A 26759-nucleotide genomic window follows, 5' to 3' on the forward strand; every position below is an offset into this window, starting at 1 on the left:
TTCTTTTTTATTTTGTTGAGTTGTTAACATGTTACAAGTTAAACCCACTGTTAACAAGTTTCCTTGCAACTAGGGAACCAAGCGTCTTTCAATAATATAGCCAACGTTTCAATTTTATTTTCCGGAATACTACCAAAGCCGAGTAATACGTATGATTCCTCACGTAAATCATTCACGAAATCATATGGAGAAAGTGGGTATAATTTAACGCTTTGTTTTTTAGCGGATTCAATCAGTTCATTTTCATTCATACTGTTATTTACACATAAGACAATATGAAGTCCGGACTGTTCGCCAAGAATTTGAACATTAGCCCCCATTTCTTTCGTAATGGATTTTACTAACGTATGATGTTTTCTTTTATATAGTGTACGACTCCGATTAAGGTGACGTTCCCAATTCCTGTTTTGTATAAAGTTAGCAAAAGCAAGTTGTTGTATTGTAGCGACTGTTTGTTTGAAAATTCCATGCAGTTCTTGATATATCTTTAAAAGGTGTGGTGGTAAAACAACATATCCCATTCGTAAAGAAGGTAAAAAAGATTTTGAGAAAGTCCCCATATAAATAACGCGTTCATTTGAATCAAGACTTTGTAAAGAAGGAATTGGCTTACCAGCGTAGCGAAACTCTCCGTCATAGTCATCTTCAATAATGTATCCATTGCAATCATTAGCCCACTTTAACAATTCTAATCTTCTAGATAAAGGCATAATAATCCCGAGTGGAAATTGGTGTGATGGTGTAACGTATGCGACATTGGAATTTGTATTGTATAAACTAGAAATATCAATCCCTTTTTCATCCAATGGTATGGGATGAATTTGTCTATCACAGCTTTTAATAATTGCGTGTATACGATGAAATCCAGGGTTTTCAATGCCGTATTCTTTTGTAGGGCCAAGCAGTTGAAGTAGTAGCCAGAGAAGTGGCTGTGTACCGGCGCCGATCACAATTTGATCAGGTGAAGAATGTACACCGCGAGAATGATATAAATATGTTGATATATGCTCTCGAAGAGCGAATTCACCTTGAGGATCTTCTTTGGCAAATAGTGCATTTTCGTATGTAAGTATGGATTCTTGTAATGCTCGTTTCCAATTTGTAATCGGAAATGTATTTTGATCAATAAGCCCTTGGCTACAATCATATTCAAATTTTTCTTCTATCAAATTGTTCGTCTTCTTTGCTGCATTTCGTTTGTTATTTGGGATAACGTCAATATCGAAATTTGCTACAAAAATACCACGTTTCGGTTTACTTTCTGCATAACCTTCAGCTAATAACTGTTGATAAGCTGATTCAACAGTAATGCGGCTAATATTAAGTTGTGATGCTAAATTTCTGTGTGAGGGTAGACGTGTGCCAACAGAAATAGTCCCTTGTATAATTTCAGCTTTTATATATTCGTAAATTTGCAAGTAAATAGGTGTGTTACTTTGTAATTGCAATGGGATAGTAAAATCCATATAAAACTCTCCTTTAAAACTGGCCTTATAAAAAACACTTAAACTGTCACTTAAGTTAAGGGCAGTTACTTTCTATAATAATGATATAACATTTAGAAAATTAAATAAATAGTTAGAGGAGAGTTAAAAATGAATGTTAAAGAAGTAGTAACAGAAGAGCAATTACATGAAGTATTACCTGTTTTACAGCAATTACGAATGAAACTTTCAAAAGAGGAAACAAGCTCTTTATTTCGAAATATGAAAGAAGAAAATTATAAACTATTTTCGCTGCGTAATGAGAATGATGAAGTTGTTAGCCTTGCAGGTGTAGCGATTTGTACGAACTTTTATAATAAGAAACACGTTTTCGTATATGACCTTGTAACAGCAGAAGCACATCGTTCAAAAGGACATGGGAAAGTATTACTTTCGTATATAGAGAACTGGGGAAAGGAAAACGGATGTGAGTCTATCGTCCTCACGTCAGCATTTTCAAGAATTGATGCTCATCGTTTTTATGAAAGAGAAGGGTATGATAAGGTGAGTTATTCTTTTTATAAAGAATTATAAAAAAATAAGAAGAAGCTGTCCTGCAAAAGTTGGGAACAGCTTCTTCTTATTTTTTAAGTTATTATTGAACCGTAAATAGGTTGTAAGTTATGGTATATGTATTTGAAAAGGTTATATAGTGTATTTTGTCGAATTGTTTTAATTTAATAAAGAGGATGATTGGAGCGCTTATATTTGAAAAAAATAAAGAAACTATCAATCCCTAATGATGCTAGAGTTATCGTCATATCTGATATTCATGGAGAATTAAATCTTTTAAAAGAAGCACTACATAAAGTTAACTTTAAAGATGAAGATTATTTAATTATTAATGGAGATCTTTGCGAGAAAGGACGAGATAGCGTAGGCGTAGTAAACTACGTTATGAATCTTGTAAAGAACAATTCAAAGGTTCACGTTGTTGAAGGGAATTGTGAAGTTTTAGTTGATGCTCTTCTAAATGAAAATCCTGGTCTTATTAATTATTTATGTACGAGGAAGCATTCAATTTTTAATGAATGGCTAGAGCAATTGGGTTTTTCAGTTCATGAGGGCACTTCAATTCGTGAAGTGAAAGAAGCATTGTTAAGTGAATTTTCACAAGAACTATATTGGCTAACAGAGTTGCCAACAGCGATTGAAACAGAAGATTATATTTTTGTGCATGCCGGTCTAGAAGATAGAGTAGATTGGAAAGAAACTGAGCGCAAAAATGCGATAGCAATGCCGGAGTTTTTCAATCAATCACATAAAGCAAATAAGTATGTAATAGTCGGTCATTGGCCTGTCGTGAACTATTCTGAAGAAGCGCCGTCTAATAATCCAGTTATTGATAAGGAGAAAAAAATTATTGCAATTGATGGAGGAAATGCAATTAAAGAAGCAGGGCAATTAAACGTATTTATTATTCAGAGGAAACAAACGGGCGATACGTTTTCTTATACATATGTAGACTATTTTCCAGAGTACGAAGTAATAGCGGATTTTAATGCGAATTCAGAAATGCAGGGCGGAGTGACATATCCGTATTATTACATAGAGCCTATCGAGAAGATGCAAGATTACACCGTATGTAAACAAAAGGAAACGAATAATGTGCTCACTGTAAAAAATGAATATATGAAACAACTTAAGTCAGGTGAATATACAGTGAAAACCGATATTTCTTGTGCGCAAATAAGCGTTAGGAAGGGAGATATCGTTTCTCTCATTGATGATAGCTGTTCAGGATATGATTTAATTAAAAAGATGGCGTAGAGGGTTGGATAGAGAAAGGGATTTTAGTTGAGATAGAAAAAGTGAAAAATAAAACATTAAGCTGAAATAGGAGGGATATAACCTCCTATTTTTTTAAAGGAGTAGATTGCTTGCTGTCTTTAATAAGTAAATAAATCGTACTCGGCAGAATGATAAGCTTCATTCCTAAAAGAATTGCTAGTATAGCATAACCTCTATAGGGAGCAGAAACGATAAAAGGAAGTATCGCTAAAAAAATACCTGCTATCATCATTGAAATACTACTAATATTTGAAGCTCTTTTTTCAAGGTGCTTATCATTCCATTCTAATGAAACGGTTGATTTAGTCGTATCAATTTTGGAACTGAAATAACCTATTAATATAAATAAAAGCCCTAATGCTAAAAATATGAAATGATCAAGAGGAAGTGAAAAGCCAAGAGCGATGAGGGCGATGACAATATCGACAAAAAATAAGAATAGTAACATTGTGTTGCCGATCCAATGGAGAAATTTCTGGTTACTCGCTGCTTTAGATAAAGCTAAAAATACAAAGAATAAGAAGGAACATATAATTATATTTACGATTACAAAAGTGCTTTTATCCATTGTTGATGTAGGCGTTCCATTAAAGTCCCATTTCGTAACAATATTTGATGGTAAGAAGAAATATAGAATAATATTTGTCGTAACAATAGTGAGAAATAAAGCAATACTAAATCGATTCTTCACTGAATCACCAGCTTTCTAAATCAATAATTGGTATCTAATAACAAAATTATACAATATAATAAATGATATTAGTTTTGATTTTTCTGAAAAAATATTATAATTATATATGAAATAAAGAGGAATGCAGGAGGGAATTATGCAAAACGTTGTATTAAAGGGGAAGAAAGTTACAATTCGTACAATAGAAGAATCGGATATAAAAACATTATGGAATATCATATTTAAAGAAGAAAGCCCAGAATGGAAGAAATGGGATGCGCCATATTTCCCGTTCTCAATGCAAGAATACTCTTCCTATAAAGAGAAGATGCAAACTCGTTTGCAAGAAGAACCACTGTCAAATTTAATTATAGAAAATAACGGTCAAATTATAGGGACGGTCGGATTTTATTGGGAGCATAAACCGACGCGTTGGTTGGAGATGGGAATTGTTATTTATAATCCAACTTACTGGAATGGTGGCTACGGTACAGAAGTGTTAACGTTATATCGAGATTTATTATTTGAAAAGATGGAAATTGGTAGAGTAGGGCTCACGACTTGGTCTGGTAATGAACGAATGATGAAAGTAGCGGAGAAAATAGGAATGAGCTTAGAAGGTAGAATGCGAAAGTGTCGTTATTATAACGGAACATACTATGATTCTATTCGAATGGGCATGATTCGTGAAGAATGGGAAGCGCTATGTGTAACGAAGGGGTGAGAAAGATTGTACGCTATTATTGCTACATTTGATCGTGTGTTTACTAATAAAATTACAGAATTGCAAAATGAATTAACAAATGTAATTGGAACAAATCAATTAGCTGGAGTAGAACCTCATATAACGATTGCGGATTATAATGAGTTAGATGTTAATTTATATATTGAAAAATTAAAGGGATTTGTAGCTATTCAAGAAAACATGTCTACAGTCACTTTTCCTTCTGTTGGAATTTTTCCTACTAATGGAACGGTCTTTCTAGCGCCGACCGTTACCGATGAATTGTTAAAACTTTATTATTCTTATCATGATTATTTTAAAACTTTTCATGACAACCCAAATTCATATTACGTACCGGGAAAATGGGTTCCGCATTGTACAATTGCAAATAAATTACATACAAAGCAGTTTTTAAGTGTAATGGAATATATTTATGGAAAGTTTGATTTTGCAACAGCTTCAATTGAGAAATTAAAATTAATTAAGGTGAATTATGAAAATGGTTTTGCCGTTTCTTCTAGTATATTAGCAGAATATAATTTAAAGAGAATGGAGACATCGAGATGACATATATAATTAGAGAAATGAAGCAAGAAGATATTCATGCTGTACAATCAGTAGCAAAAATAGCTTGGCATGATACATATGAAGGCATTATTCCAAGAGAAATTCAAGACAGTTTTTTAGACGAGGCATATTCTGATGAAAAAATGAAATATCGTCTTAAAAATACGCATTTATTCGTTGCGGAAGAAGAAGGAGAAGTAATAGGGTTTGCGAACTTTTCACCTGTTAGACTACAAAATGAAGCGGAATTAGGTGCGATTTATTTGTTACCAGATCAGCAAGGAAAAGGGATCGGAAGTGCTTTATTACAAAAAGGAATTAAAGCATTAAATGGGATACGGAAATTGTACATACATGTAGAAGCAGCAAATGAAAAAGGAAAACGCTTTTATGAAGCGAAAGGTTTTGCTGAATTAGAGCAATTTGAAGAAGACTTTGAAGGACATATGATGCAGACAGTAAGGATGGTTTTATACGTATAAGGAGGACTAGTAATGAAAATTTTTGATTTTAGTGAAAAAGTAGGAAAGCACCTATCAGTATTTCAATCTAATTTCATCATGTCGAAAATATTAAACCATCGAGGAAATATACATATCGGTGCTATGCATTTACACGAGAATGGAATCATCGGTTATCCCGCATTAACGGGCAGTAAGAACCCTGCCTCAAAATTCAGCGAAAGCAAACAAGTTAGGTGGGGGATCAACTGCCCGTAAAAGCCCGATTGGTTTAACTAATAATCAGTGGGGGATGAATAAAACCCCCACTGATTAAAGTTTCACTTTATCACGAAGCAGTTGTATCTCAACTGCTTCTTATTGTGGATGGAGCAGGATATGTATGTGGGGTAAATAAAGAAAAGATAAAGATAGAGGCGGGACAAGCTGTGTTTTGGGAAAAGGGAGAGCTCCATGAAACAAGTACAGAACACGGATTAACAGCAATTGTTATGGAAGCGGAGAATCTTGAACAAGCGATAGTAATGCCTATTATTCAAGGGGAGTTGTGAAAAATGATTGTTAAGGCGAATCAAGAAGATACCAATGAAATATTAAAATATTCGGCTCAATCGCTTTTTGAAGGGACGAGAGGGAATTGTCAATTAAGTACCGAGAAAGCAATTGAGATTACAAAGCCGATTGTAGAAAAAGGAGCATACTATTTAATCGTTAAAGAAAAAAATAAAGTAATGGGATGGATATTAATAGGGGAAAATACAGACTATTTTTCTCGTGAAAAACTTGGATTTATATATGAATTGTACGTTTTCCCAGAATATCGCGGGAGAGGATTATCGCGAGAACTGATGGAAGCTGGTATTAAGGAATTAAAGGAGAAGTATTCAGAAATTCGGTTGAATGTATTTGCTGGGAATTTTGCAAAAGAGATGTACGAAGAGTTTGGGTTTGTTGAAAGGCAGGTAATTATGACTTTGAAGTGAGTAGAATAGTCTGAATGAGAGAAGAGAAAATAATGATTTAGTGGCTACTTTATCGCTGGAATTTAAAGCGAATAAGTATAAAATAGATGGTTTGCCTTTATTTTATAGTAGATTTATAGAGTGTGCTTAAAAAACAAATAAATTATTATTATATAATATATCGTTATTATAGTAAAAGAGAAATTTTGGAAAAATATCATTTTTTTGTTTAGAAATTTTTAAATTATTGATATAATCAATTTGTAGAATTGATTATTGGTTAATTTTACTATTTTTTAATTTTAAGGGGGATTTAATAATGGCAGGACAAATTCGTATGTCACCAGAGGAGCTTAAATCGAAAGCGACTCGATATGGACAAGGTGCAAATCAAATTGAGGACATTTTACGTCAACTACAAAACTTACAAAATGAATTAAGAGGAGAATGGGAAGGTCGTGCTTTCGAAGGTTTTGACCAACAGTTCAATCAATTAAAGCCAAAAGTACAAAACTTCGCACAGCTATTACAAGAAATTAATATGCAGCTTAATAAAACTGCAGAAGCTGTTGCTAGACATGACGAAGATCTTTCTCGTAATTTCGGTCTACAATAAGACAGATAAAAAGAAATATATAATTTAGCCATGCAACCATACGTTGTATGGCTAAATTACTTTAAAACTAGAGTAAGATACGAAGTCTTTCATCAGATAGACTCGCAGTCGCAGGAGTGATAAGTAGTGAAAAAGTTCAAATGGAGCATCTTGTTGTTTATTATTTTAGCTCTTGTACTATCAACAGGGGTCTCCTATTTAGCATTAAATCAAAATGTTAAGAAAGCTAATGAGAATACTACACCAAAAATGACAGTTGCGTTGGTAAATGAAGATCAGGGCACTGTATTTGAGGGCAATAAAATAGCGTTTGGAGATCAATTTGTTAAAAATGTAAATAAAAATACGAAACAAGAATGGTACGTAGTTAGTCGCGGGGTAGCAGAAAATGGATTGAAAAATAATAATTACAATATGATGATTGTTATTCCAAATGATTTTTCTAGGAAAGCAGTTGCGATTGATTCAGAGATTCCGGAGAAATTAACTTTAAACTACAAAGTAAATGCAACTGGGAATAAGGATTTGAAAGCTGAGGCAGAAAATACAGCTTCTGTTATTTTAGAAGATTTCAATAAGCAAATAATCGACGTTTATTTTGCGAGTATTATCGGTAAGCTACAAGGTGCACAAGATAATATAGGTAAAATAATTGAAAAAGGAAACGTTCAAACAACTATGTATAAAAAAGATATACATAGTCCGTTAGCAAATTACACAAATCAATTTAAAACAGTACAAGATTATACAGGTGTTTCTGTTAATAGTTTCAAAGGATTTCAGGATGTTTTAAAAGGTTTCGGTCAAGCGTTAGATGAAGGGAATAAATCTAACAGTACGTACTTAGATGGTTTTAATAACTTTCAAAAAATGCAAACTGATAACAATTTATTAGCGAATAATTTCACAAATCAATTTAATCAATATATGAATGATATGAATACAGGCGATGCTTTAAAGCAATTAAGTGCATTGGAATCCGCTAATAAAATTATTTCAAATCAATTTACGTTTTCAGAGAAAGAACCGAATATTTTAACTGATGCTTCAGCGATTCAAAAATATTTAGCAGATGTAAAAAAACAAGTGTCTGAATATGATACAGAACTTGCAGGAAAGTTAGAAAGTGATATTCAAGATACGGTAATTAAGAAATTAAAGCAATCAATGTCGAATGATGGAAAGCAAGAAATCTTCATAAATACATTAATGAAACAACCAGATGTTCGAATAAAGAAACAAATCGAGAATTTAATTGCGAAATTACCTAGTTTAAACATGGAAGAAATCGGTCAAAGTGATTTACCAGATACAACGAAATTACAACTGCAAAATGTAATTCAATTTACAAAAAAATATAATAAAGAAAATAATTTTTATTATGATCCTGTAAATAAAATATCTTTAGGAAACGCCATTAAAGAAGTGAAGGATAGACTTTATACAGAGGGAATTACATTTAGTGATACTGCGAAAGTAATTAAAATGGAATCTCCGCAAATTTTGAAGATAAGTATTCCAGAAGAGTTTAAACTAGATGGAAGTACAGAAGCTTTATATATTGATGATGTGGATCGTACAAGTGACTTTCTACAAAGCGAAGCAGGAGAAATTACAATAGCTCCTCGTAATGAAGGGGATATAAAGATTAGCTTGCATGTGAAGCTAAAAGATCCAAACATCAATATAGATGTTTTCTCTCCTGTAACATGGCAGTGGGAATTGAGCGGGACTCATAAAAAAGAAACTAGTCCTGAAAAAGAAGAACCTAATAAAGAGGATAAAGGAACACAAACTGAAAATAGCAAGGTGGAAAATGTGGTTCATAAATCACAGTATGGCATAATGCCGTTAGTACACAATGCTAAAACGCCTATTATCAAAAAAATGGAAAACACAACAGGCAATAATGAAGGAAGCCAAGGAGGCGGAACAGGGAAAGACAACGGAACCGGAGGAAACCCAGGAGGCGGAACGGGAACAGATAACGGAACTGGAGGAAACCCAGGAGGAACGGAACAGATAACGGAACTGGAGGAAACCAGGAGGCGGAACGGGAACAGATAACGGAACTGGAGGAAACCCAGGAGGCGGAACGGGAACAGATAACGGAACTGGAGGAAAGGAACGGGAACAGACAACGGAACCGGAGGAAACCCAGGAGGCGGAACGGGAACAGATAACGGAACTGGAGGAAACCCAGGAGGCGGAACGGGAACAGACAACGGAACTGGAGGAAACCCAGGAGGCGGAACGGGAACAGACAACGGAACCGGAGGAAATCCAGGAGGCGGAACGGGGACAGACAACGGAACCGGAGGAAATCCAGGAGGCGAAACGGGGACAGACAACGGAACCGGAGGAAATCCAGGAGGCGAAACGGGAACAGATAACGGTAAAGTTATTGAAAGTACAACGAATCAAGTTGTACATCAAAAAGCAGAAGTATTAACAAAAAATATATCTAGTGCATTAATAAAAGAAGCAGTAGATACAGTCGAAAGTTATCAAGGTTTAATGAGCCTTTACGAAATGTATTATGGGATTGATTTAAGAACGAAAGATGTAGGTCCTAAGTTAGAAGAGGGAAGTTTAGATGCAATTGCGACGAATCAATCTTTGTACTACGTATTAAATAAACAAAGCTTAATTGATTTAATTTCAAATCTTGTTTCATCAAGTATTACTACAGAAATAAAGCAAGATATGTCAGGTTTAAAACAAAAAATAAACTCTTATCAACAATCTATTACTAGTGCGGATCAAAATTCTATGCTACTAGCGGAGAAATTAAATGGAACGACGCAACAAGCAACTAGTATGAATGAAAATTTAGGAGAGTATTTAAAAGGTTTAGCGAAATGGCGTGAGAATAGCTTAAAGCTAGTTGAAGAGCAGCAAGTATTAACAACAAATCATGCTGGTGAGCAAACAGCTATTTTATCGTTAGATTCTGGTATTAAATCATTAATGATGCAAAGTCAGTCATTGGTCGAAAGTTCGAAGCATAGTTTAGCAACTTCAGACGATGTATATAAAACATTTGATCAAATTAATGGACAAGCAAAAGAAATTCAAGACAGCGGAACGACAATTGTTTCAAAAGCTGATTTATTATTAAATGACTTTACGAAGAAAATGGAAGATGATAAATCATTCTCCAAAAACTTTACGAAAATTTTAGCCAATAGCCGTATTGGAGATCGTCAAAATGAGATGCTATATGACTTTTTAGCTAGTCCAGTTCAAAAGCAAAATGATGGAGTAATTGTAGCAGGAAATGCTTTTACACCATACTTAATTGTATTAACTTGTTTCATTGTTGCATTATTTACAGCATACGCAATTGCGAATCAAGAAAAGAAAAGAATGCAATCAGATCATTTTGAAGAGAAATTCTCATTAATTGATATGAATGTACCAACTACAGTAGTAGCTTTCGGTATATCAATTGTGGAAGGGATTAGTATAGGTATCATTTCTGGGCGTCTTTTAAAGTTTGGTCAGGATCAAAGTTTACTATGGATTGCGTTCATCACATTTATTATGATGGCGTTTGTATTAGTCTCAACCTACTTATTACGACAAATAAAAATGGTAGGAATGTTTATACTATTAGTATTTTTAAGCATGTACCTGTTTTTAACTGAGGCAGTTGGAAGTAAAGTAGATCAAATGTCGTCTGTCGGAAAGATACGTCAATTCTCACCGCTTCAGTATATAGAAAGTTTTCTAAATGATTTTATTAGTGGTAAAGATACTGGGAAAGTTATTTTTGTCGTATTGTTTGTAATTGCCATTATTGGATTGGTTAGTAATCTATTTGTATGGCATAAGAAATGGGAGGAAAAAGAAGTAAATGATCAAACAATGGAGCATAGTGGCTAAGTTATCATTTCTCTCTATCCTTTTACTGTTTGTCGCGCTACCGATAAGGAGCGCGGCTGACAGTTATCTTGGTGATGATGGGAAGATTAAGTTTAAAGTGGATCGACTTGAAGAAAGCGACCAAGAAAAAAATAAAAAGGAACATAAGGAAACAGAATTAGATAAAGCATCGATTGAGTTATTTAACAAAGATATAGAAGAAGAAATTGAGAAAAAGAAAAAGAAAGAACAAAAAGATATGGAAGCTTTGCGAGATTCTCTTTTTACAAAACCAAAAGAGAATAATAGTGTTAAAGATACGAAAAATAGTTTGTTTAGCAGTGAATACATTGTCAGAAAAAGTGCAGATGAAGTAGCGAGTAATGAAACAATGAATGAAGAGCCAATTAGTATAACAATAATATTATTATTTGGCGGCGGCATTCTACTTATTTGCATCGGTATTTATACGGTTCTTCGTAAAAGTTGGAGGTAAAGCGATGGCAATACAAACACATATCAATGTGACAGTAGATTTTAGTAAATGGAATGGAAATACATATGATTTGCGTATTCCGAATCATCAATCTATTAAATATTTATTAAAAAACTTATTAGATACGCTAAAGATTGATAATCATGAAGGTTCACATTTTGTAATTAAAGTGAAAAATAAGTCAATTGTTTTAACAGATAATGATCGTTTAATTGATCACCAAATAACAGATGGAGATATTTTGCAAGTTTTATAAAGAATATTTTTTACTTTTAGTTATTTGAAAATAAGTTATTACGGGTTATAAAGAAAAGGAGAAGAGGATAAACATGACGGAAAAAATAATTCAAATTGATGCAATGAACTATCAATTTCAAATAGAAAAAGAAAATTGGAAATTGGAGATGACCAAATCTCAAACACGTATAAAAGACTTCCGTCAATTCGATATAATTACGGGCGAATCATCTGAATTTGTACCATTAACAATAGAAGAAACGGATGATATGTTTACGTTTCTATATCAAGTAGATAAAAAATTACATAAGTGGGACGATCTTAGCCGTTTTGGAAGAAATGAGAAATTAAGACTACTTCGGAATGTTGCGCAGTTTCGTAAATATTTAAATAAACGAATCACGTTCTTTTTACATCCAGACAATATAGTTTTTAATGCTAATTTAATACCAAGTATTATACATAGAGGAATTCGAGATATTGTTCCGCCAACCCCGTTATTAGAAGAGCAATTTTTAACACAATATAAGTGTCTAATTATTGCTTTATTCTCCCAAAAACATAACTTTGATGATTTGTATGCTGGGTTACTAAAAGATGCAAAAGAAACAACATTTGAACAGACCGTTGCTCAAATGGAAAGCTTAGATGCATTACTGCAGTTTCTTGATGACAGCTTTGAGAAGGAACAAACAAAAACAGAAAAAAATATGCAGTTAGTACCTAAAAAAAGCTACAAATCATTTAAATACTTAGCTTTTTCCTTCATAGCGGCGACAGTTATTTTAGCTGCTCCTTTAATATATTTCACTTTTATAAAATTTCCTTATCAAAATAAATTGTTAGAAGCAAATGCAAGTTTCATAGCAACTGATTATGACAAAGTCATTACGCAATTGAATGAAGAGGAGTTTGAATCATTGCCGATTGCATCTAAATATGAGTTAGCATTTGCATACATTACAGCTGAAAAACTAGGTGAAGCTCAAAAGAAATCGATTATGAAAAACATTAGTTTGAAAAGTGATGAAAAGTATTTGCTGTATTGGATGTATAACGGAAAAGGTAATTTTGATAAATCATTAGATTTAGCTAAGACACTTGATGATCCTCAGCTTATTATGTACGGCCTTGTTAAACAAATTGAATCACTGAAAAATAATCCTGATTTATCAGGGGAAGAACGTGATCAAAAGTTAAAAACATATGAGCAACAATTAGATGAATATAAAAAGAAATATGGCAATTCATCAAGCGATAAAAATTTGTCGGACACAGAGAAAAAAGAGTAAGCAGTTGAAAAGGAGCAGTGAACACGGATGGAGCAACTATTAGTATTGACTTATGGAGACAAAATATATAAGTGCACATTACATCCAAATGAGCAATCAATAGTGTCGATTGGAAAAGAGTGGACAAATGATATTACGAATCCAAGTTTAGAACAAGAAATAGAGTTAAAGTGGAATAATGAAGTAAATGCTTGGATGGTACAGGATCAATTAATAGAATTTAATAAGGAAATTGAGATTGGGAAAACAAGAGATGTGAGCTTGAAAATCTTTATATCTATTGTTGGCACAACTAAAGTGTTTGATATCGGAACGAAACATTCTCTTACAGTGAGTCAAAACGATTACGATGATATTTCTATTACCGGGACTATTGTAGATTTAATGCTATCTCGCGAAACGTTGTACGATTCTTTTAAAGTGAACGTGTATGGCGGGGATGTATTTCATAATTATACGAAGTTAAAAGATAGCGTTATGTTGGAATCAGGAGACGTATTATATTTTGATGGTATTTTATTGGAGATTGGTAGTGAAGACATTCAAGTACTTTCTTCAGAAGATAAAGTGAAATCTGCGTTACCTATTTTAGTAGAATCAGAAACAAATTATCAAAGTGGTTATCCAGACTATCATCGTTCACCACGTATTATTTACCGTGAACCAGAAGAGAAAATGACAATTGCAAAGCCTTCAAGTATGCCATCAAAACCAACGGAGCATTTAGCAAGAATCATTGCACCTTCACTTGTCATGATTGTCGTAACTGTATTACTTGCTATTTTCATGAAATATGGAATGTTTATTATCGCATCGATTGCGATGACATTAGTAACAATCATTGTTTCTGTCACATCGTATATTAAAAATTTGAAGCAATATAAAGTCGACATTGTTGAACGAGATAAAAGCTATAGAGAGTATATAAAACAAAAAACGAAAGATTTACATGCAGAAAGTGAAAAACAGCGTCACGCATTACATTATCACAATCCAAATGTAGAAGTAATACGTAATATGGCAGTTCAAGTAAATCCTAGAATTTATGAAAAAACAATGTTACATCATGATTTCTTAACATTTAGCGTTGGAACAGGACAAGCTAATACGAGTTTTGAAATTCAATTTAATGAAGAAGAATTTAGTCAAACGAAAGATGAATTAATCGATATAGCACGTGAACTAAGACAGCGTTATCTATCATTGGAAGATGTACCAGTTGTAACAGATTTAATGAATGGACCAGTCGGTTATATTGGCCAACGCTCTTTAGTGTTAGAGCAATTACAATTATTAGTTGCACAAACGGCTTTATTCCATAGTTATTATGACTTGCAGTTTATTACTATTTTTCCGGAAGAAGAAAAAGAAAAATGGGATTGGATGCGCTGGTTACCTCATGGAAGTGTTCGCGATATAAATGTACGTGGATTTGTATACCATGATCGTAGCCGTGATCAAGTGTTAAATAGTTTGTATCAAATATTGAAAGAACGAAAATTAAAACTAGATGAAAAAAGTTCTACTAATGAAAAAATGTACTTTGCACCGCACTATGTCGTTCTCATTACAGATGAAAAACTAATATTAGACCATGTTGTTATGGAATTCTTTAATGATGATCCGAGTCAATTAGGTGTATCACTTGTATTTGTACAAGATGTTATGCAAAGTTTACCGGAGCATGTGAAAACGGTAATAGATATAAGAGATGCAAAACAAGGGAACATCATCTTAGAGCAAGGAGAGCTTGTTAACCGTCAATTTAAACTAAATCACGTACCGAAAGGGTTTAATTTAGAAGATATTTCACGGGCATTAGCACCATTAAATCATTTGCAAAACTTAAAAAATAGTATTCCAGAAAGCGTAACATTTTTAGAAATGTACGGCGTTGAAAAAGTAAAAGAACTGAATATCACAAGTCGTTGGGAGAAAAATGCAGCGCATAAATCTTTAGCTGTACCACTTGGATTACGTGGTAAAGAAGATATCGTAAACTTAAATTTACACGAAAAAGCACACGGACCACACGGATTAATAGCAGGTACAACAGGTTCAGGTAAATCGGAAATTATACAATCGTACATTTTATCTCTAGCAGTTAATTTCCATCCGTACGAAGTAGCCTTTTTACTAATTGACTATAAAGGCGGCGGTATGGCGAATTTATTCAAAAACTTACCGCATTTATTAGGAACAATTACGAACTTAGATGGAGCACAAAGTATGAGAGCGCTCGCATCAATTAAAGCTGAGTTACAAAAAAGACAACGATTATTTGGGGAAAATGATGTAAACCATATTAATCAGTATCAAAAACTGTATAAAGAAGGCTTAGTAAGTGAACCGATGCCACATCTATTTTTAATTAGTGATGAATTCGCGGAACTGAAGTCAGAACAACCAGAGTTTATGAAAGAGTTAGTTTCAACAGCGCGTATCGGTCGTTCGCTCGGAATCCATTTAATATTAGCTACGCAAAAACCGAGTGGTGTTGTAGATGATCAAATTTGGAGTAACTCGAAATTCAAACTAGCATTAAAAGTTCAAAATACGTCAGATAGTAATGAAATTTTAAAAACACCGGATGCTGCTGAAATTACATTACCAGGACGTGCTTACTTACAAGTTGGGAATAATGAAATTTATGAACTATTCCAATCAGCTTGGAGCGGAGCAGACTATGTAGAAAATAAAGAGGATAAAGAACATTTAGATGCAACAATCTATGCAATAAATGATCTAGGACAATATGAAATATTAAGTGAAGACTTAAGTGGACTTGGTAGCAGTAAAGAAGTAATAAGCGTACCATCTGAACTGGATGCTGTTATTGACTACATTCACGATTACGCAGAAATAAATGAAATTGAAGCATTAGCAAGACCGTGGTTACCACCACTTCCAGAAAGCGTATATTTACAAGACTTACATGCTATTCAGTTCAAAGAAGCATGGACGAAAGAAAAGAAACCATTACAAGCAACAATTGGTCTACTAGATCAGCCTGAATTACAATCACAAACACCATTAACACTAGATATTAGTAAAGACGGACACGTAGCGGTCTTCTCAAGTCCAGGCTACGGAAAATCAACATTCTTACAATCAGTCATTATGGATGTAGCTCGTCAGCATAGTCCGGAGCATTTGCATGTGTATTTATTAGACTTCGGAACAAATGGCTTAATGCCATTAAAATCTTTACCGCATGTGGCAGACATCATTACATTAGACCAAGTTGAAAAATGCGAGAAATTTCTTCGTCGCATAGAAGACCTATTAAAAGATAGAAAGCAATTGCTAAGTAAATATGGTGTTGCGAGTCTTGAAATGTATGAGAGAGCTAGTAAAGAAGTATTACCAACAATATTAATTACGTTAGATAACTATGATGCTGTTAGAGAAGCTGGATTTGTCGAAGACTTTGAACGCATTATTGCACAAATTGTACGTGAAGGGGCAGCAGTAGGAATTCATTTAATGCTTACGGCTACACGTCAAAATGCATTGAGAGTACAAGTAAATACAAATATTAAACTACAAATTGCTCTATATATGATAGATGAGGCAGAATCTAGAGCTATTGTAGGAAGAACAGAGTTAAAAATTGAAGAATTAGCAGGCCGTGGTTTAGTTAAAATTGACGAACCAACAATCTTCCAAACAGCTTTACCGACAAATGGAGAAGATGTCCTTACTCGAATTGAAAATATACAAGCTGAAGGAAAAGAGATGGATTCCTTCTGGGATGGAGAAAGACCGAAAGCAATTCCTATGGTACCTGAAGTTCTGGAATACAAGGAATTCATTGCATGGCCAGAAACAAGAAAAATTATTGAAGCAGGCAAACTAACATTTGGTGTAGAGACAGAAAACGTTACGCCTCTCGAATTAGATTTAACGGAAGCGTCTAATATTGTTGTAGGGGGAATTAAGAAAGATGAAGTTGAAAATGTAGTTCATCAATTCCTTCAACAGTTAGCAGACAGTGGACACTTTGACCTAGGTTTAATTGATACAAGAACACGAAATTTCTCAAACTATAGAGAGAGCGCTGCTTTATATGTAGCTGAAAAAACAGGAATTGAGAAAACGATTAAACAAGTTACAAACGCTTATAAATCGAGAGAAGCGGCGTTTAAAGAGGAGCAGGAAGCATCAAGTGAAACAGTGAACCCGGCAGAATTTATTAAGAAATTTAAGCCGATTGTAATCGTAATTGCAGATGTAAATGATATTTTAAGTAATTTAGAGGATAGCGATATATATAGTTTAGCGGAATTAATAACAAATGGTGCATTTATGGGCATCCACTTCGTAATTGGCTGTGATGTTGATTCAATTGACAGTCGATACGACTTAGTTTCAAAAACAATAAAAACGCAATCTCATGTTATTTTACTTAGAAAATCATCAGGCCAAATGGTCTTCGATGTATCTAATAAAGATTTAAGTAGTACAAAATTAAATCCATTTGAAGGGTATTTCGTTGAAAATCGTTTTGCTACTAGAATTAAAGTGCCAACTATTTAAGGGGGGATTTGCATGGGGATAGAGGAATTAAATAGTCAAAAATCTGGTTTATTAAGTAGTATAAGTCATCAACAAGGGCAATTGGCTGAACTACAAATGAAACTAAGAAGGCTAATAACTGCTAAAGGGAAATTTGTAAATAATCTTGAAGCAATTAAACAAAATCAAGAGCAGTTTAAGTCCTTAGAAATAAACGAGAGTAGTTGGAAAGGGCAAAGAGCAACTACTTTTAAAGAAACATATGAACAACAAGTCATTTCGAATTTAGGGAAGTTTATCGGAGAACTAGGGAGAGTGCAAGAAGACATCGATCAAGCTATACGGCGGCTTGAAAGAGAAATCGCTACATGTGAGTCTAGTATTCTTTCTCTAAGTAGAAGTGTTTCAATGGTTGACGCTAGTATTCAAGTAGAAGTACAGAAGGCGGGGAAATGATAAATGGGGGAAATTAAATTAAATAAAGGGGTATTTGATGCGAAAGTAAGTGATTTGAAAAGTGGTGCTAGTGATTTAGGTAAGACTAAATTTAATGGTATGCAGTTACATCGTACGAATTTAAGTAAACTGAAAAAATATTGTGAAGCGATTGAAAAGTTATCGGAAAAAGTGCAGCAATATGAACAAATACTACAAAAGGATATTAGTAGAATTCAGCAAACAGGACAAGAAATGGTTCAGCAAGATGAAAAGCTTGGAAAAGATTTGAAAGACAGTTCAGCTCACCGTGCTATGTAAAGGGATAGGAGGGGGAAAATATGAGCAAAATCATAGAGTTACAAGAAGTAAAAGAACTGCAAGAGCGGTTTAATTCAAGTGCTGAAGAGTTAAATCAACATTTGGAAACATTGCAGCAAAAAATAGAGGACTTTACACAAATTAACTCTTTTCAAGGGAAAGCTGCTGATACTATTAAGAATCATTTATCTACAGTTCATGGAGCTGTTATCACTGGATTTACAGTTACAACGGAGATGTTAAAAAGTCAATTTCAAAAAGCAATAGAGGAGTTTAACAGTGAGGTTGACAGTGATGCAGATGCAAAAATTCATGGAAGTTATTTGGATGATGTAAAGAAAAAAGTTAATGGATATAGTGAGGGATTTAGCCACTCTAATGAAGAGGCGAAAAAAACAGTAGGTACGATTAGTGACATCGTCGCAATTCAATATCCATCATCATCAAGCATCACTGAAGGCGCTGTAAAAAGCCAAAAAGAAATCAGTGAGACATTAGAAAAATTAGAGACTTATAACAGTAAGCAAAGTGACCTGCAAGAGTTTGATGAATTAATGCGTAAGATAGATGAGGGAATGCAACAAATAAAAGTGAATAATGGAAATTTGTCTATCGCTGCAATAGGGAAGCTTATATCTAGCGTGGCAATTGGAAATATCATTAAGGTAATGGCAGATACAATGACCAAATTTGACATTAGTGTTAAGGGAACTAAGGCTCTTTTAGCTTCCTATATACGCATGCATTATGTTAAAAAGAATTATGCTTTAGACGTCCTTTTTGATCCTAAAGGTCGAAAAGGGAAAGGAGTATATGAACTATCGACATTAAAGAAAGAAGATTTGGTTAAAGTAGCAAAAATCCTTACAATGGATAATAATGATGATGTTTTAGTTCGATTTATCAAGAATAAATTAGAATTTGAATTTGGTGATTTAAAAACAACAAATGCACAAATAAAAAAAGCAAGAAAAACCATTTTAAAATTACCAGAGTTTCAAAGTTATCAAGATTTCCACGTTGATTGGGAGAAGAAAGGATTGCCTACTGCAATTGGGGAGAGAGGATTGAGTGCATTTAAGACTGCTTATGCAGACGGTTTAAAGGATTTACATCCTGGAAAATGGAAAGAAATGTTTAAAGGTATGGGGAAACCGGCCACAGTATTGAAAGGAGCAGGTATTTTTGGGGCTGTTGTGTCAGTCGGAGGGAATGTTGTAGACGCTACTAAAGATGATGGTTGGCAGTTACATGATGTAGCTGATATAGCAACAGATTCAGCTGTAGATATTGGAGCAAATGCTGGAGCGATGGCCGCTGGTGCTGTAGCAGGGTCGTTTTTCCTTCCGCCGCTTGGAACTGTGGTTGGAGCTGGTGTTGCCGTAGGACTTACATGGGCAATTAATAAAAAATGGTCTTTTTTAGGAGGAGAAGACAATGCAATTGATCTTGCTAAAAAAGGAGTTAAAAAAGTAACACACAAACTTGGATCTATATTTTGGTAATAAGACTACAAGAAAGGTGCATATAGGTAATGTGGAATATAAAAGAAGAAGATTTAGATAAATTTCGGATGACATGTAAACGTCGATTAAGTCCTGAAGGTGCTTTTGGATTTATGATAGGAACAATAGTGTTTGTTTCAGTAATGATGTTTTTTCTTATTGGTACTTTAGTAACGTTTGGTTGGGACTATTATACTACTTTCTTTGAGAAAACAATCGTTAGAATGGAACTTGTGTTATATAGCTTACAAATAATTTTTTTAATTCTATATTCATTTCCAAAAGCTCGATTTAAATTTCAAAAGTTACAAACATTTGTTGTATTATTATATGCATTTCAATTAGGTACGATATTATTCACGGCTCTAATTCTTCCTGGAATGTCTGATTATACAATTGATCGAATTACATTAGTATATGTAGGTTTCTTATTTTTTGGAGCAGTGATTGTTCATATTGTGACAACGATTGATACGTTTAAACAGGCAAGTGAAGGTGCGTTTAGTATGAATGAAAGATCCGCTTCCTTTTTTAGTAAAACAAAAGGAACTATGATGAAAGTTGCTTCAATATACGCATTAATCCTACTTATTTTGATTTATTTTCATAATGATTATGCGTTTGATACTTTTATTGGGTATGTAATAGGTACTGTTTTAATGTATACGATAGCCATTGGTGCAGCTGAATTTCAGCTATTAGCGTATTGTAGATTTAAATTCCCTTCATTTAACATATCGTGGGAGCAACATAAAAGAGAGACTCCAAGATATCAAAAGAAAAATAAAAAAGGTAAATCAAAACGTAAGGCGTAAAGGAAATGAGTATAGTAGGTTTAAATGTTCGCCATTTACTATAATGTGGAAGGAATATGAAAGAGAGCGTAAGTGACATTTGAAGAAACAAAAGAATATATAGCCAAGAGAAAGAATAGTAAAAGGAGTAGGTATTATGAAAATTCAATATAAAGCATTATCACTTTTAAATTTAATTAGTATTACTCAAATTGTAAAAAAAGAAGATTGGTTATTACCTGCTATCGCACTGAGAAATCAAGTTGTTCATAATGGAATATATGCTGTAGGTCCTGTTCTTTTTAAATATCAGCCATTGGAAAATGAACCAGAGTACGGTGAATATACGTATTCTGTTCCAGTAAATGAGCGTGTTAAATTGGGAGAGAATTCTGCATATGAATACGTTGATGGATTAATTATTGAAGAGGCATTAAGTGTTCGATTTACTGATGAAGATGGTGATATTGAGGAGGCTTATAATTTAATACATGAGTTTGCAGAACAGCATCATATCAAGTTAGATAATGGTTTTTATCACGTATGTTTAGACGTATACGGTGACATGTGGCTAGATATTTATGCTCCTATTAGAGAAGTAGGTGAAACAATAAAATGATAATTGAAGGACAAAGTATTGCATATACAAATGTTGTTTCGAAAGAGTACTATTTTCATTACGAAGATATGGAAGAAGCAATTGAACATTTTATGTCAGAAATTGCAACAGAGAATTTAACAGTAAAAGGTCCGATGTTTTATGCTTTGAAAAATATACCATCTGATGAAAATATGTACGTTGAATTATTCATGCCAGTGAATGAAGATAAAATTCCAGCATCAGAAACACTTCAATTTAGGAGCTATTATTATGTTGATGAGATGCTCATGAAACGATATACGGGAGATTATGAAAAATTAACAGAGCAGGTATATGGTGAAATGCTTCTGTATATGGAGGATAATAATCTGAATTTAGCCTCGCCAATTTATCATGTGTTTAGCGGTGATGAGTCTTTACAGTATGTTGAAGTGAAGATTGCTGTATTTAATGAAGAATAATATTTTAAGCTTGTGGCTTTTAACATATGGAAACATCATGAAATATCATAAAAGAGATAGTTTTGAATAGGGTTTGGGGAAATATCATAAATAAAACCTTCTCTTCTCGTTAGAATGAGGAGGTTTTTCGTTCTCAAATTTATATGTAATTAACTTAATATTTCGACATGCGATTTTCAACGGGCTCATTCTGTATTGGTAGTAGTTACGTGCTATAGTTCGCTTTGTTGCTAGTTTGAAGGGGAAAGTTTATTCAAAAGTCAATTTGTAAAGAGGGGAAGGTGTTATTTTGATTAAGGATCGGAATGTTTCAGAAACAGAGCAAAGTTTTTTTCAAAGGACAATAGTATCTATCTATCAAGCGTTAGAATTTATAATGAAATATACAATGATTCTAATAATAATAATGTCAATATTTGTGATAATTGCTGCTGTTTATTTTAAAATATATGAGGGTATAGGGGCGGGTGTATTCCTCTTAATTTCGTCATTATTTGCATATTTGGTGTTTTTTAAGAAAAGTAAAAATGCCTAAATTAATAGCAAAAATAAAATTCCAAAGATTAACAACTATAATACGTTATTTGAAGAGGGAAAGTTTTGAATATGGCATGAATGTATAACAGTAAGAAAACCTTCTCTTTTCGTTAAAATGAGAAGGTTTTTATTTTTAATCTATATGATTTAAGTAAAGGTAGTTAAAGGTGGAAAACTTGGATATGGAATATAAAAAAAGAAGATTTAGATAAATTTCGGATGATATGTAAACATCGTTGGAGTCCTGAGGATGCTTTAGGATTTATGATAGGAACAATAAGGGAACGTAATGAAACTAAAAATGCCTAGAGTAACTGGTGACAGTATGAAGTTAAAGAGGAAAGCGAAGCAAGATTATGTGAATTATGAAAAGTCTTTTCATAATAATAAATCATTCTAAGGGAGCTGATTTGTTTTGAAGAATGGAAGATCAATTTGCAGCTAAGTTTAAAATGTGGCGGAGTAAGTTGGGGGAATCATAGACGCAAGAAAAAGAAACCGAAACAAATAAGAAAAGAAGCTGTTCAGATAAAACCGATAGTAGAAGAAAAACCACTAAAGAAGAGTAGCAACAAGTTGGTTGATATTCTCCTAGGTATTCTTCTTTTCCCAATTTTTATATGGGCTGTCTTGGAAGGTTCTACAACACAAGTAAGCAAAGGGAAGACTTTCCTTATTATCGTTTTCTTTCTCTTAATTACAATAGGGTTATCTATGATAGGAAACAAATAAGGGGGAGTTCAGATGTTTAAGAAGAAGGAGAAAAAAACATTTACGTTAGATTGGTAAACACACAAGGGGAAATCATTCGAGAGTTTAATTGTACAGAAAAAGACTTGCGAAAAGTAAAAGAAAATCGTACTGAAATTCGTTTGGTTGGAGATAACTCATATGAGATGGTAGCAACCGATGAACAACTAGAAAAATTAGCAAGAGCTGAAGCAGAAATTGAAGCGGAAATTAAGGCATGGGAAGACGCTTTAAATGAGAGTTTGGATGAACGCGAAGAAAGAGAAGCGAGACAGAAGGAATTGAAAGAAAAGAATAAATGGAGTACAAAGAAGAAAGTAATCGTATTTGGACTCATATTCTTTGTATTTATTGGATTACCTATTATCGAAGGGTATCAAAATAGTAAATTAGTTGAAGAAGGTACATCATTAAATGCAGAAATTGTAGGTAGGCATGTAGAGAAGGAATTCATGTTTACACACCCCACATTAGTAGTTGAGGTAGATGGTAAAAAGCATAATGTATGGGTAAGTGAAGAGACATATAACGGAGCAGAGTGGTTAGGTAGACTAAAAGTCATCAAAACAAAAGATGGTAAAGTTGAGAAAGACCCTAGATATGAGGGGGAAGACTTAATTACGAGTTATTAAGCAGTATGTTTTTAATATTCGCTTCTCTCAAATTAAATAACATTATTATTTGCAAAAATCGAATCCATTAAAATAAAAACAAATTTAAAATAACTGTAATAACCTCCTAGCATATTGTTGATGGGAGGTTATCACCTTTCTGAAGATAAAATTAAAGAGCTTTATTATCTCGATATAATTGTGATGACAGTAATGTTTTTACTAAGTGAGTGCAGTTTCGGGGGAAACAAAAATAGAGTATGAGGGATATGCTTAAGTGAAAGAGAGAGAAGAATATTTAGAGCTTTTGAGGAGAAAGAAGGCTATTTGAACTATCAAAAGTATTCTGATTATGTACGGTAATTAATATAGAGATAATATTATCTGAATATAGTTACACAAAGATGAATGTACTTAAAAAGTTAGGAATGTAATGGGATTTTAGTGAATGAAAATTATTTAAACTGTATAGAAGGTGAAAAGTCAGGATGTGGAATATAAAAGAGGAAGATTTAGAAGCATTTCGGATGACATGCAGAAGGCGTTTAAGTCTTGAAGGTGCGACGGGATTTATGCTCGGAACGATATTTTATACTTCATTATTTATGGTTATTATTTTTATAGGAGGAATAGATTATTATACTACCTTGTTTGATAAGGTAATTGTTAGGATTGAATTAGTGTTATATGGTTTGCAAGTAATGTTTTTAATTCTATATTTATTCCCTAAAGCTCGTTATAAATTTCAAAAATTACAAACGCTCGTTATATTATTATATGCATTTCAACTTGGAACTATCGGATGCACGTTATTTGTTCTTTCTGGAATGATTGAGCATTCAATTGATCTCAATACACGTGTTTATGAAGGTCTATTAGTATTAGGTGGAATTATTGTTCATATTGTGACAACAGTTGATACATTTAAACAAGCAAGCGAAGGTGCATTAAGTAGTGGGGACAAATCAGATTCGTTTTTTAGTAAAACAAAGGGACATGTTATACAAGGTGCTGTAATTTATGTGTTAATTCTTCTTGTTTTGATTTATATAAATAATAATTACTCATTAAACACAATGTTTGGTTATGTTATGTGTAATGTTGTTATGTATGCAGTAGCCATTGGAGCGGCAGAATTCCAACTATTGGCGTACTGTAGATTTAAATTCAAGTCATTTAATATGTCATGGGAAGAGAATGAGAGAATGCGAAAGCGAAATACAAAATCTAAAACGAAAAGTAAATAAGGGTGAAATGTATTACTTTCCAAAAAGGAACATAATGAACTTAAAAATGCCTAGAGAAATCAACGGGGTGTCAGTATGAAGTTAAAGAAGAAAGCCAAGATGATGATAGTTCTGTCAATAGTATCAAGTTTATTAAGTGGATGTGGTTTTGGGGAGACGAAGATAGAGTATGAGAGATTAGTAAAGGCATTGGATGAAGGTGATATGAAGACGGTTATGTCTGCGAGTGATGATGGATATGCATATGTGAAAGAAGAGGTTAGGGATAGCACGTTTGGGGCGGAAAATGATAATCGCATTAGCGTTGTATATCAAACAACAGGAGGAGTATACAATATTAAAGAAAAAAAGTTCTATGGAACAACTTTGCAAGAAATTGCTAGTTCATTAAATAGTGAGCAAAAAAAAGAAGAGATTGTATATAGAACTAGTATTAAATATGAAGATAATCAATCAAAAAGTCCAGATCAAAATTTGGATGTTTCGAATGTTCGATTTATATTTAATAGATTAAAGGGAATAGATAGTTTAAGACCAAAAAAAGATAAAAAAAGATTTAGTGAGTCATCCAAGGTAACATATTACTTAACTGAATCGGAATTTCAAGAAATAATTAATAATAAGTTAAAGGTGGACTACGATAAATTTGATGAAGCAATATTATTAATGGAATTTAGTTCGGCGAAAGATTCAAAAGAAAATCCAATGGAATTCACTACAATAAGCATCACAATGGGATATGAAAAAAAGAATAAAGAAGGCCGATTAATAAGGCATGATCAAAAAATAGCAATCTATTTAAATACTAAAGAAGATAACGATAAAGCTTCTAAAACCCGATATGAGGAGTATAAAAAACAATATTTGAATAATAAGTAATGTATAAAATAAGGGGAAAGGTGTAGTTATGGCATGAGTAAAAGGTTAGTTAAAAAAATAGTTATTGTAATGACAGTAACGTTTTTACTAAGCGCGTGCAGTTTCGGGGAAAAAATAGAGTATGAGAGATTAGTAAAGGCATTGGATGAAGGTGATATGAAAACGGTTATGTCTGCGAGTGATGATGGATATGCATATGTGAAAGAAGAGACTAGCGACAGTACTTATGAAGAAAAAGAAGATGGTGAACATAGCAGGATAATATATCAAACAACCCATGGAGTATATAATGTGAAAGAAGACGACTTATATGGGAAAACAACTCAAAAGGTTGTTACTGATATAAAAAATGATAAAAACGTTGGTAGTAATCAAAATTACAAAAAAGAAACGGTCTATAGTACAAATTTAAAAAATGAAAAATCCCGTTCAGTAGCCCAGGATCAAGCTATGAATGTTTCATATGTAAAATTAATGTTTAGAGGATTAAATGAACTTAGTAAATTGAAACCGAGTGAAGATACAAAAAGATCTAGTGAACCGAGCATAATAAGCTATGATTTAACTGAATTGCAGTTTAAAAACATCATGAATGATAAGTTAAATTTAAAATATGATAAATTTGATTCTGCAATATTGATGATTGAATTTAATACGCCTAATAATACAAAAGAAAATCAAATGAGAATAACACAAATAACAATATCCGTAAATTATGAAGAAAAAAAAGAAGATAAGCTTATAAAACGCAATCAAGAGATTTCAACATATTATCATACCAGGGAAGATAATAATCAAAGTTCCAAAAAAGAATATGTAAATTATGAAAAAGAGTATATAAATCAAAAATAATATATTTTAATTGAATTTTGAGAACGATAAATGTTGTGAAGATATGAGTAAAGGGGTAGTGAAAAATAGTTATTGTGATAA

Annotated in this window: 24 protein-coding genes and 3 pseudogenes; 25 read left to right on the plus strand and 2 right to left on the minus strand. The window is 33.1% G+C overall.

From position 1 onward, the window contains the following. Nucleotides 1–50: 50 nt before the first annotated feature. The gene (locus AXW78_RS10080; protein WP_000348033.1) at nucleotides 51–1466 is read right to left on the minus strand and encodes a MocR-like pyridoxine biosynthesis transcription factor PdxR; all 1416 of its coding nucleotides are present in this window, start codon (nucleotides 1464–1466) and stop codon (nucleotides 51–53) included. 129 nt (nucleotides 1467–1595) lie between these two features. Here AXW78_RS10080 and AXW78_RS10085 point away from each other — a divergent pair, with 129 nt between their 5' ends. Next, nucleotides 1596–2018: a GNAT family N-acetyltransferase gene (locus AXW78_RS10085; RefSeq protein WP_001101112.1), complete on the plus strand. Its 423-nt coding sequence runs from the start codon at nucleotides 1596–1598 to the stop codon at nucleotides 2016–2018. A 174-nt stretch (nucleotides 2019–2192) separates the two neighbouring features. Further along, nucleotides 2193–3319 (plus strand): annotated as a pseudogene (locus AXW78_RS10090) (metallophosphoesterase). 20 nt (nucleotides 3320–3339) lie between these two features. Here the strand turns inward: AXW78_RS10090 and AXW78_RS10095 are convergent. Continuing rightward, nucleotides 3340–3966 (minus strand): DUF1648 domain-containing protein, encoded by a 627-nt coding sequence (locus AXW78_RS10095; RefSeq protein ID WP_061884092.1) that lies wholly within the window; start codon nucleotides 3964–3966, stop codon nucleotides 3340–3342. Between the two features lie 136 nt (nucleotides 3967–4102). Here AXW78_RS10095 and AXW78_RS10100 point away from each other — a divergent pair, with 136 nt between their 5' ends. The 23 genes and pseudogenes from AXW78_RS10100 to AXW78_RS10220 all read left to right on the plus strand — a co-directional run bounded on the left by AXW78_RS10100 (nucleotide 4103) and on the right by AXW78_RS10220 (nucleotide 26678). Then, nucleotides 4103–4669: a GNAT family N-acetyltransferase gene (locus AXW78_RS10100; protein ID WP_061884093.1), complete on the plus strand. Its 567-nt coding sequence runs from the start codon at nucleotides 4103–4105 to the stop codon at nucleotides 4667–4669. Nucleotides 4670–4675: 6 nt separating this feature from the next. Next, on the plus strand, nucleotides 4676–5236 hold the full coding sequence (locus tag AXW78_RS10105; protein WP_061884094.1) for a 2'-5' RNA ligase family protein: 561 nt from the start codon (nucleotides 4676–4678) through the stop codon (nucleotides 5234–5236). Beyond that, nucleotides 5233–5718: a GNAT family N-acetyltransferase gene (locus AXW78_RS10110; RefSeq protein ID WP_000221048.1), complete on the plus strand. Its 486-nt coding sequence runs from the start codon at nucleotides 5233–5235 to the stop codon at nucleotides 5716–5718. The genes AXW78_RS10105 and AXW78_RS10110 overlap by 4 nt, the downstream gene beginning before the upstream one ends. A gap of 12 nt (nucleotides 5719–5730) precedes the next feature. After that, nucleotides 5731–6248: pseudogene (locus tag AXW78_RS35690) on the plus strand (cupin). 3 nt (nucleotides 6249–6251) lie between these two features. After that, nucleotides 6252–6680 carry a GNAT family N-acetyltransferase gene (locus AXW78_RS10125; RefSeq protein WP_000635650.1) on the plus strand — a complete coding sequence of 143 codons (429 nt, stop codon included), beginning with the start codon at nucleotides 6252–6254 and terminating at the stop codon, nucleotides 6678–6680. A 298-nt stretch (nucleotides 6681–6978) separates the two neighbouring features. Further along, the gene (locus AXW78_RS10130) at nucleotides 6979–7275 is read left to right on the plus strand and encodes a WXG100 family type VII secretion target (RefSeq protein ID WP_000918601.1); all 297 of its coding nucleotides are present in this window, start codon (nucleotides 6979–6981) and stop codon (nucleotides 7273–7275) included. A gap of 153 nt (nucleotides 7276–7428) precedes the next feature. Next, nucleotides 7429–11163 (plus strand): annotated as a pseudogene (gene esaA, locus AXW78_RS32020) (type VII secretion protein EsaA). Beyond that, entirely contained in the window at nucleotides 11135–11638 is a 504-nt protein-coding gene (gene essA, locus AXW78_RS10145) for a type VII secretion protein EssA (RefSeq protein WP_000595655.1), read from the plus strand. Before esaA ends, essA begins: the two are co-directional and overlap by 29 nt. A gap of 4 nt (nucleotides 11639–11642) precedes the next feature. After that, the gene (locus tag AXW78_RS10150) at nucleotides 11643–11894 is read left to right on the plus strand and encodes an EsaB/YukD family protein (RefSeq protein ID WP_001007571.1); all 252 of its coding nucleotides are present in this window, start codon (nucleotides 11643–11645) and stop codon (nucleotides 11892–11894) included. 73 nt (nucleotides 11895–11967) lie between these two features. Then, nucleotides 11968–13167, plus strand: coding sequence for a type VII secretion protein EssB (gene essB / locus AXW78_RS10155; RefSeq protein ID WP_000136609.1), 1200 nt, complete (start codon nucleotides 11968–11970; stop codon nucleotides 13165–13167). Between the two features lie 27 nt (nucleotides 13168–13194). After that, nucleotides 13195–17706, plus strand: coding sequence for a type VII secretion protein EssC (essC, locus tag AXW78_RS10160; RefSeq protein WP_061884097.1), 4512 nt, complete (start codon nucleotides 13195–13197; stop codon nucleotides 17704–17706). 12 nt (nucleotides 17707–17718) lie between these two features. Then, nucleotides 17719–18141, plus strand: a complete 423-nt coding sequence (locus tag AXW78_RS10165) for a YwqH-like family protein (protein ID WP_000510565.1) — start codon at nucleotides 17719–17721, stop codon at nucleotides 18139–18141. Nucleotides 18142–18144: 3 nt separating this feature from the next. Beyond that, entirely contained in the window at nucleotides 18145–18441 is a 297-nt protein-coding gene (locus AXW78_RS10170) for a TIGR04197 family type VII secretion effector (protein ID WP_000503885.1), read from the plus strand. Nucleotides 18442–18461: 20 nt separating this feature from the next. Further along, nucleotides 18462–19946, plus strand: coding sequence for a T7SS effector LXG polymorphic toxin (locus AXW78_RS10175; protein ID WP_000034623.1), 1485 nt, complete (start codon nucleotides 18462–18464; stop codon nucleotides 19944–19946). A 29-nt stretch (nucleotides 19947–19975) separates the two neighbouring features. Continuing rightward, the gene (locus AXW78_RS10180; protein WP_000267115.1) at nucleotides 19976–20761 is read left to right on the plus strand and encodes a hypothetical protein; all 786 of its coding nucleotides are present in this window, start codon (nucleotides 19976–19978) and stop codon (nucleotides 20759–20761) included. Between the two features lie 136 nt (nucleotides 20762–20897). Continuing rightward, nucleotides 20898–21359 (plus strand): DUF5085 family protein, encoded by a 462-nt coding sequence (locus AXW78_RS10185; RefSeq protein ID WP_000701786.1) that lies wholly within the window; start codon nucleotides 20898–20900, stop codon nucleotides 21357–21359. Continuing rightward, nucleotides 21356–21802, plus strand: a complete 447-nt coding sequence (locus AXW78_RS10190) for a DUF5085 family protein (RefSeq protein WP_000582719.1) — start codon at nucleotides 21356–21358, stop codon at nucleotides 21800–21802. The genes AXW78_RS10185 and AXW78_RS10190 overlap by 4 nt, the downstream gene beginning before the upstream one ends. A gap of 289 nt (nucleotides 21803–22091) precedes the next feature. After that, nucleotides 22092–22337, plus strand: a complete 246-nt coding sequence (locus AXW78_RS34795; protein WP_000588631.1) for a hypothetical protein — start codon at nucleotides 22092–22094, stop codon at nucleotides 22335–22337. Between the two features lie 437 nt (nucleotides 22338–22774). Next, the gene (locus tag AXW78_RS10200; RefSeq protein ID WP_001177229.1) at nucleotides 22775–23071 is read left to right on the plus strand and encodes a hypothetical protein; all 297 of its coding nucleotides are present in this window, start codon (nucleotides 22775–22777) and stop codon (nucleotides 23069–23071) included. Between the two features lie 50 nt (nucleotides 23072–23121). Beyond that, nucleotides 23122–23721: a hypothetical protein gene (locus AXW78_RS10205; protein WP_231122443.1), complete on the plus strand. Its 600-nt coding sequence runs from the start codon at nucleotides 23122–23124 to the stop codon at nucleotides 23719–23721. A 467-nt stretch (nucleotides 23722–24188) separates the two neighbouring features. After that, nucleotides 24189–24947, plus strand: a complete 759-nt coding sequence (locus tag AXW78_RS10210; RefSeq protein ID WP_061884098.1) for a hypothetical protein — start codon at nucleotides 24189–24191, stop codon at nucleotides 24945–24947. A gap of 75 nt (nucleotides 24948–25022) precedes the next feature. Then, nucleotides 25023–25826 (plus strand): DUF3952 domain-containing protein, encoded by an 804-nt coding sequence (locus AXW78_RS10215; RefSeq protein ID WP_000768465.1) that lies wholly within the window; start codon nucleotides 25023–25025, stop codon nucleotides 25824–25826. Nucleotides 25827–25859: 33 nt separating this feature from the next. After that, complete coding sequence (locus tag AXW78_RS10220) at nucleotides 25860–26678, plus strand: DUF3952 domain-containing protein (protein WP_000044422.1); 819 nt, start codon at nucleotides 25860–25862, stop codon at nucleotides 26676–26678. Nucleotides 26679–26759: the final 81 nt, after the last annotated feature.

This window comes from Bacillus thuringiensis (assembly GCF_001595725.1).
GTDB classification, from domain to species: Bacteria; Bacillota; Bacilli; order Bacillales; family Bacillaceae_G; genus Bacillus_A; species Bacillus_A thuringiensis_K.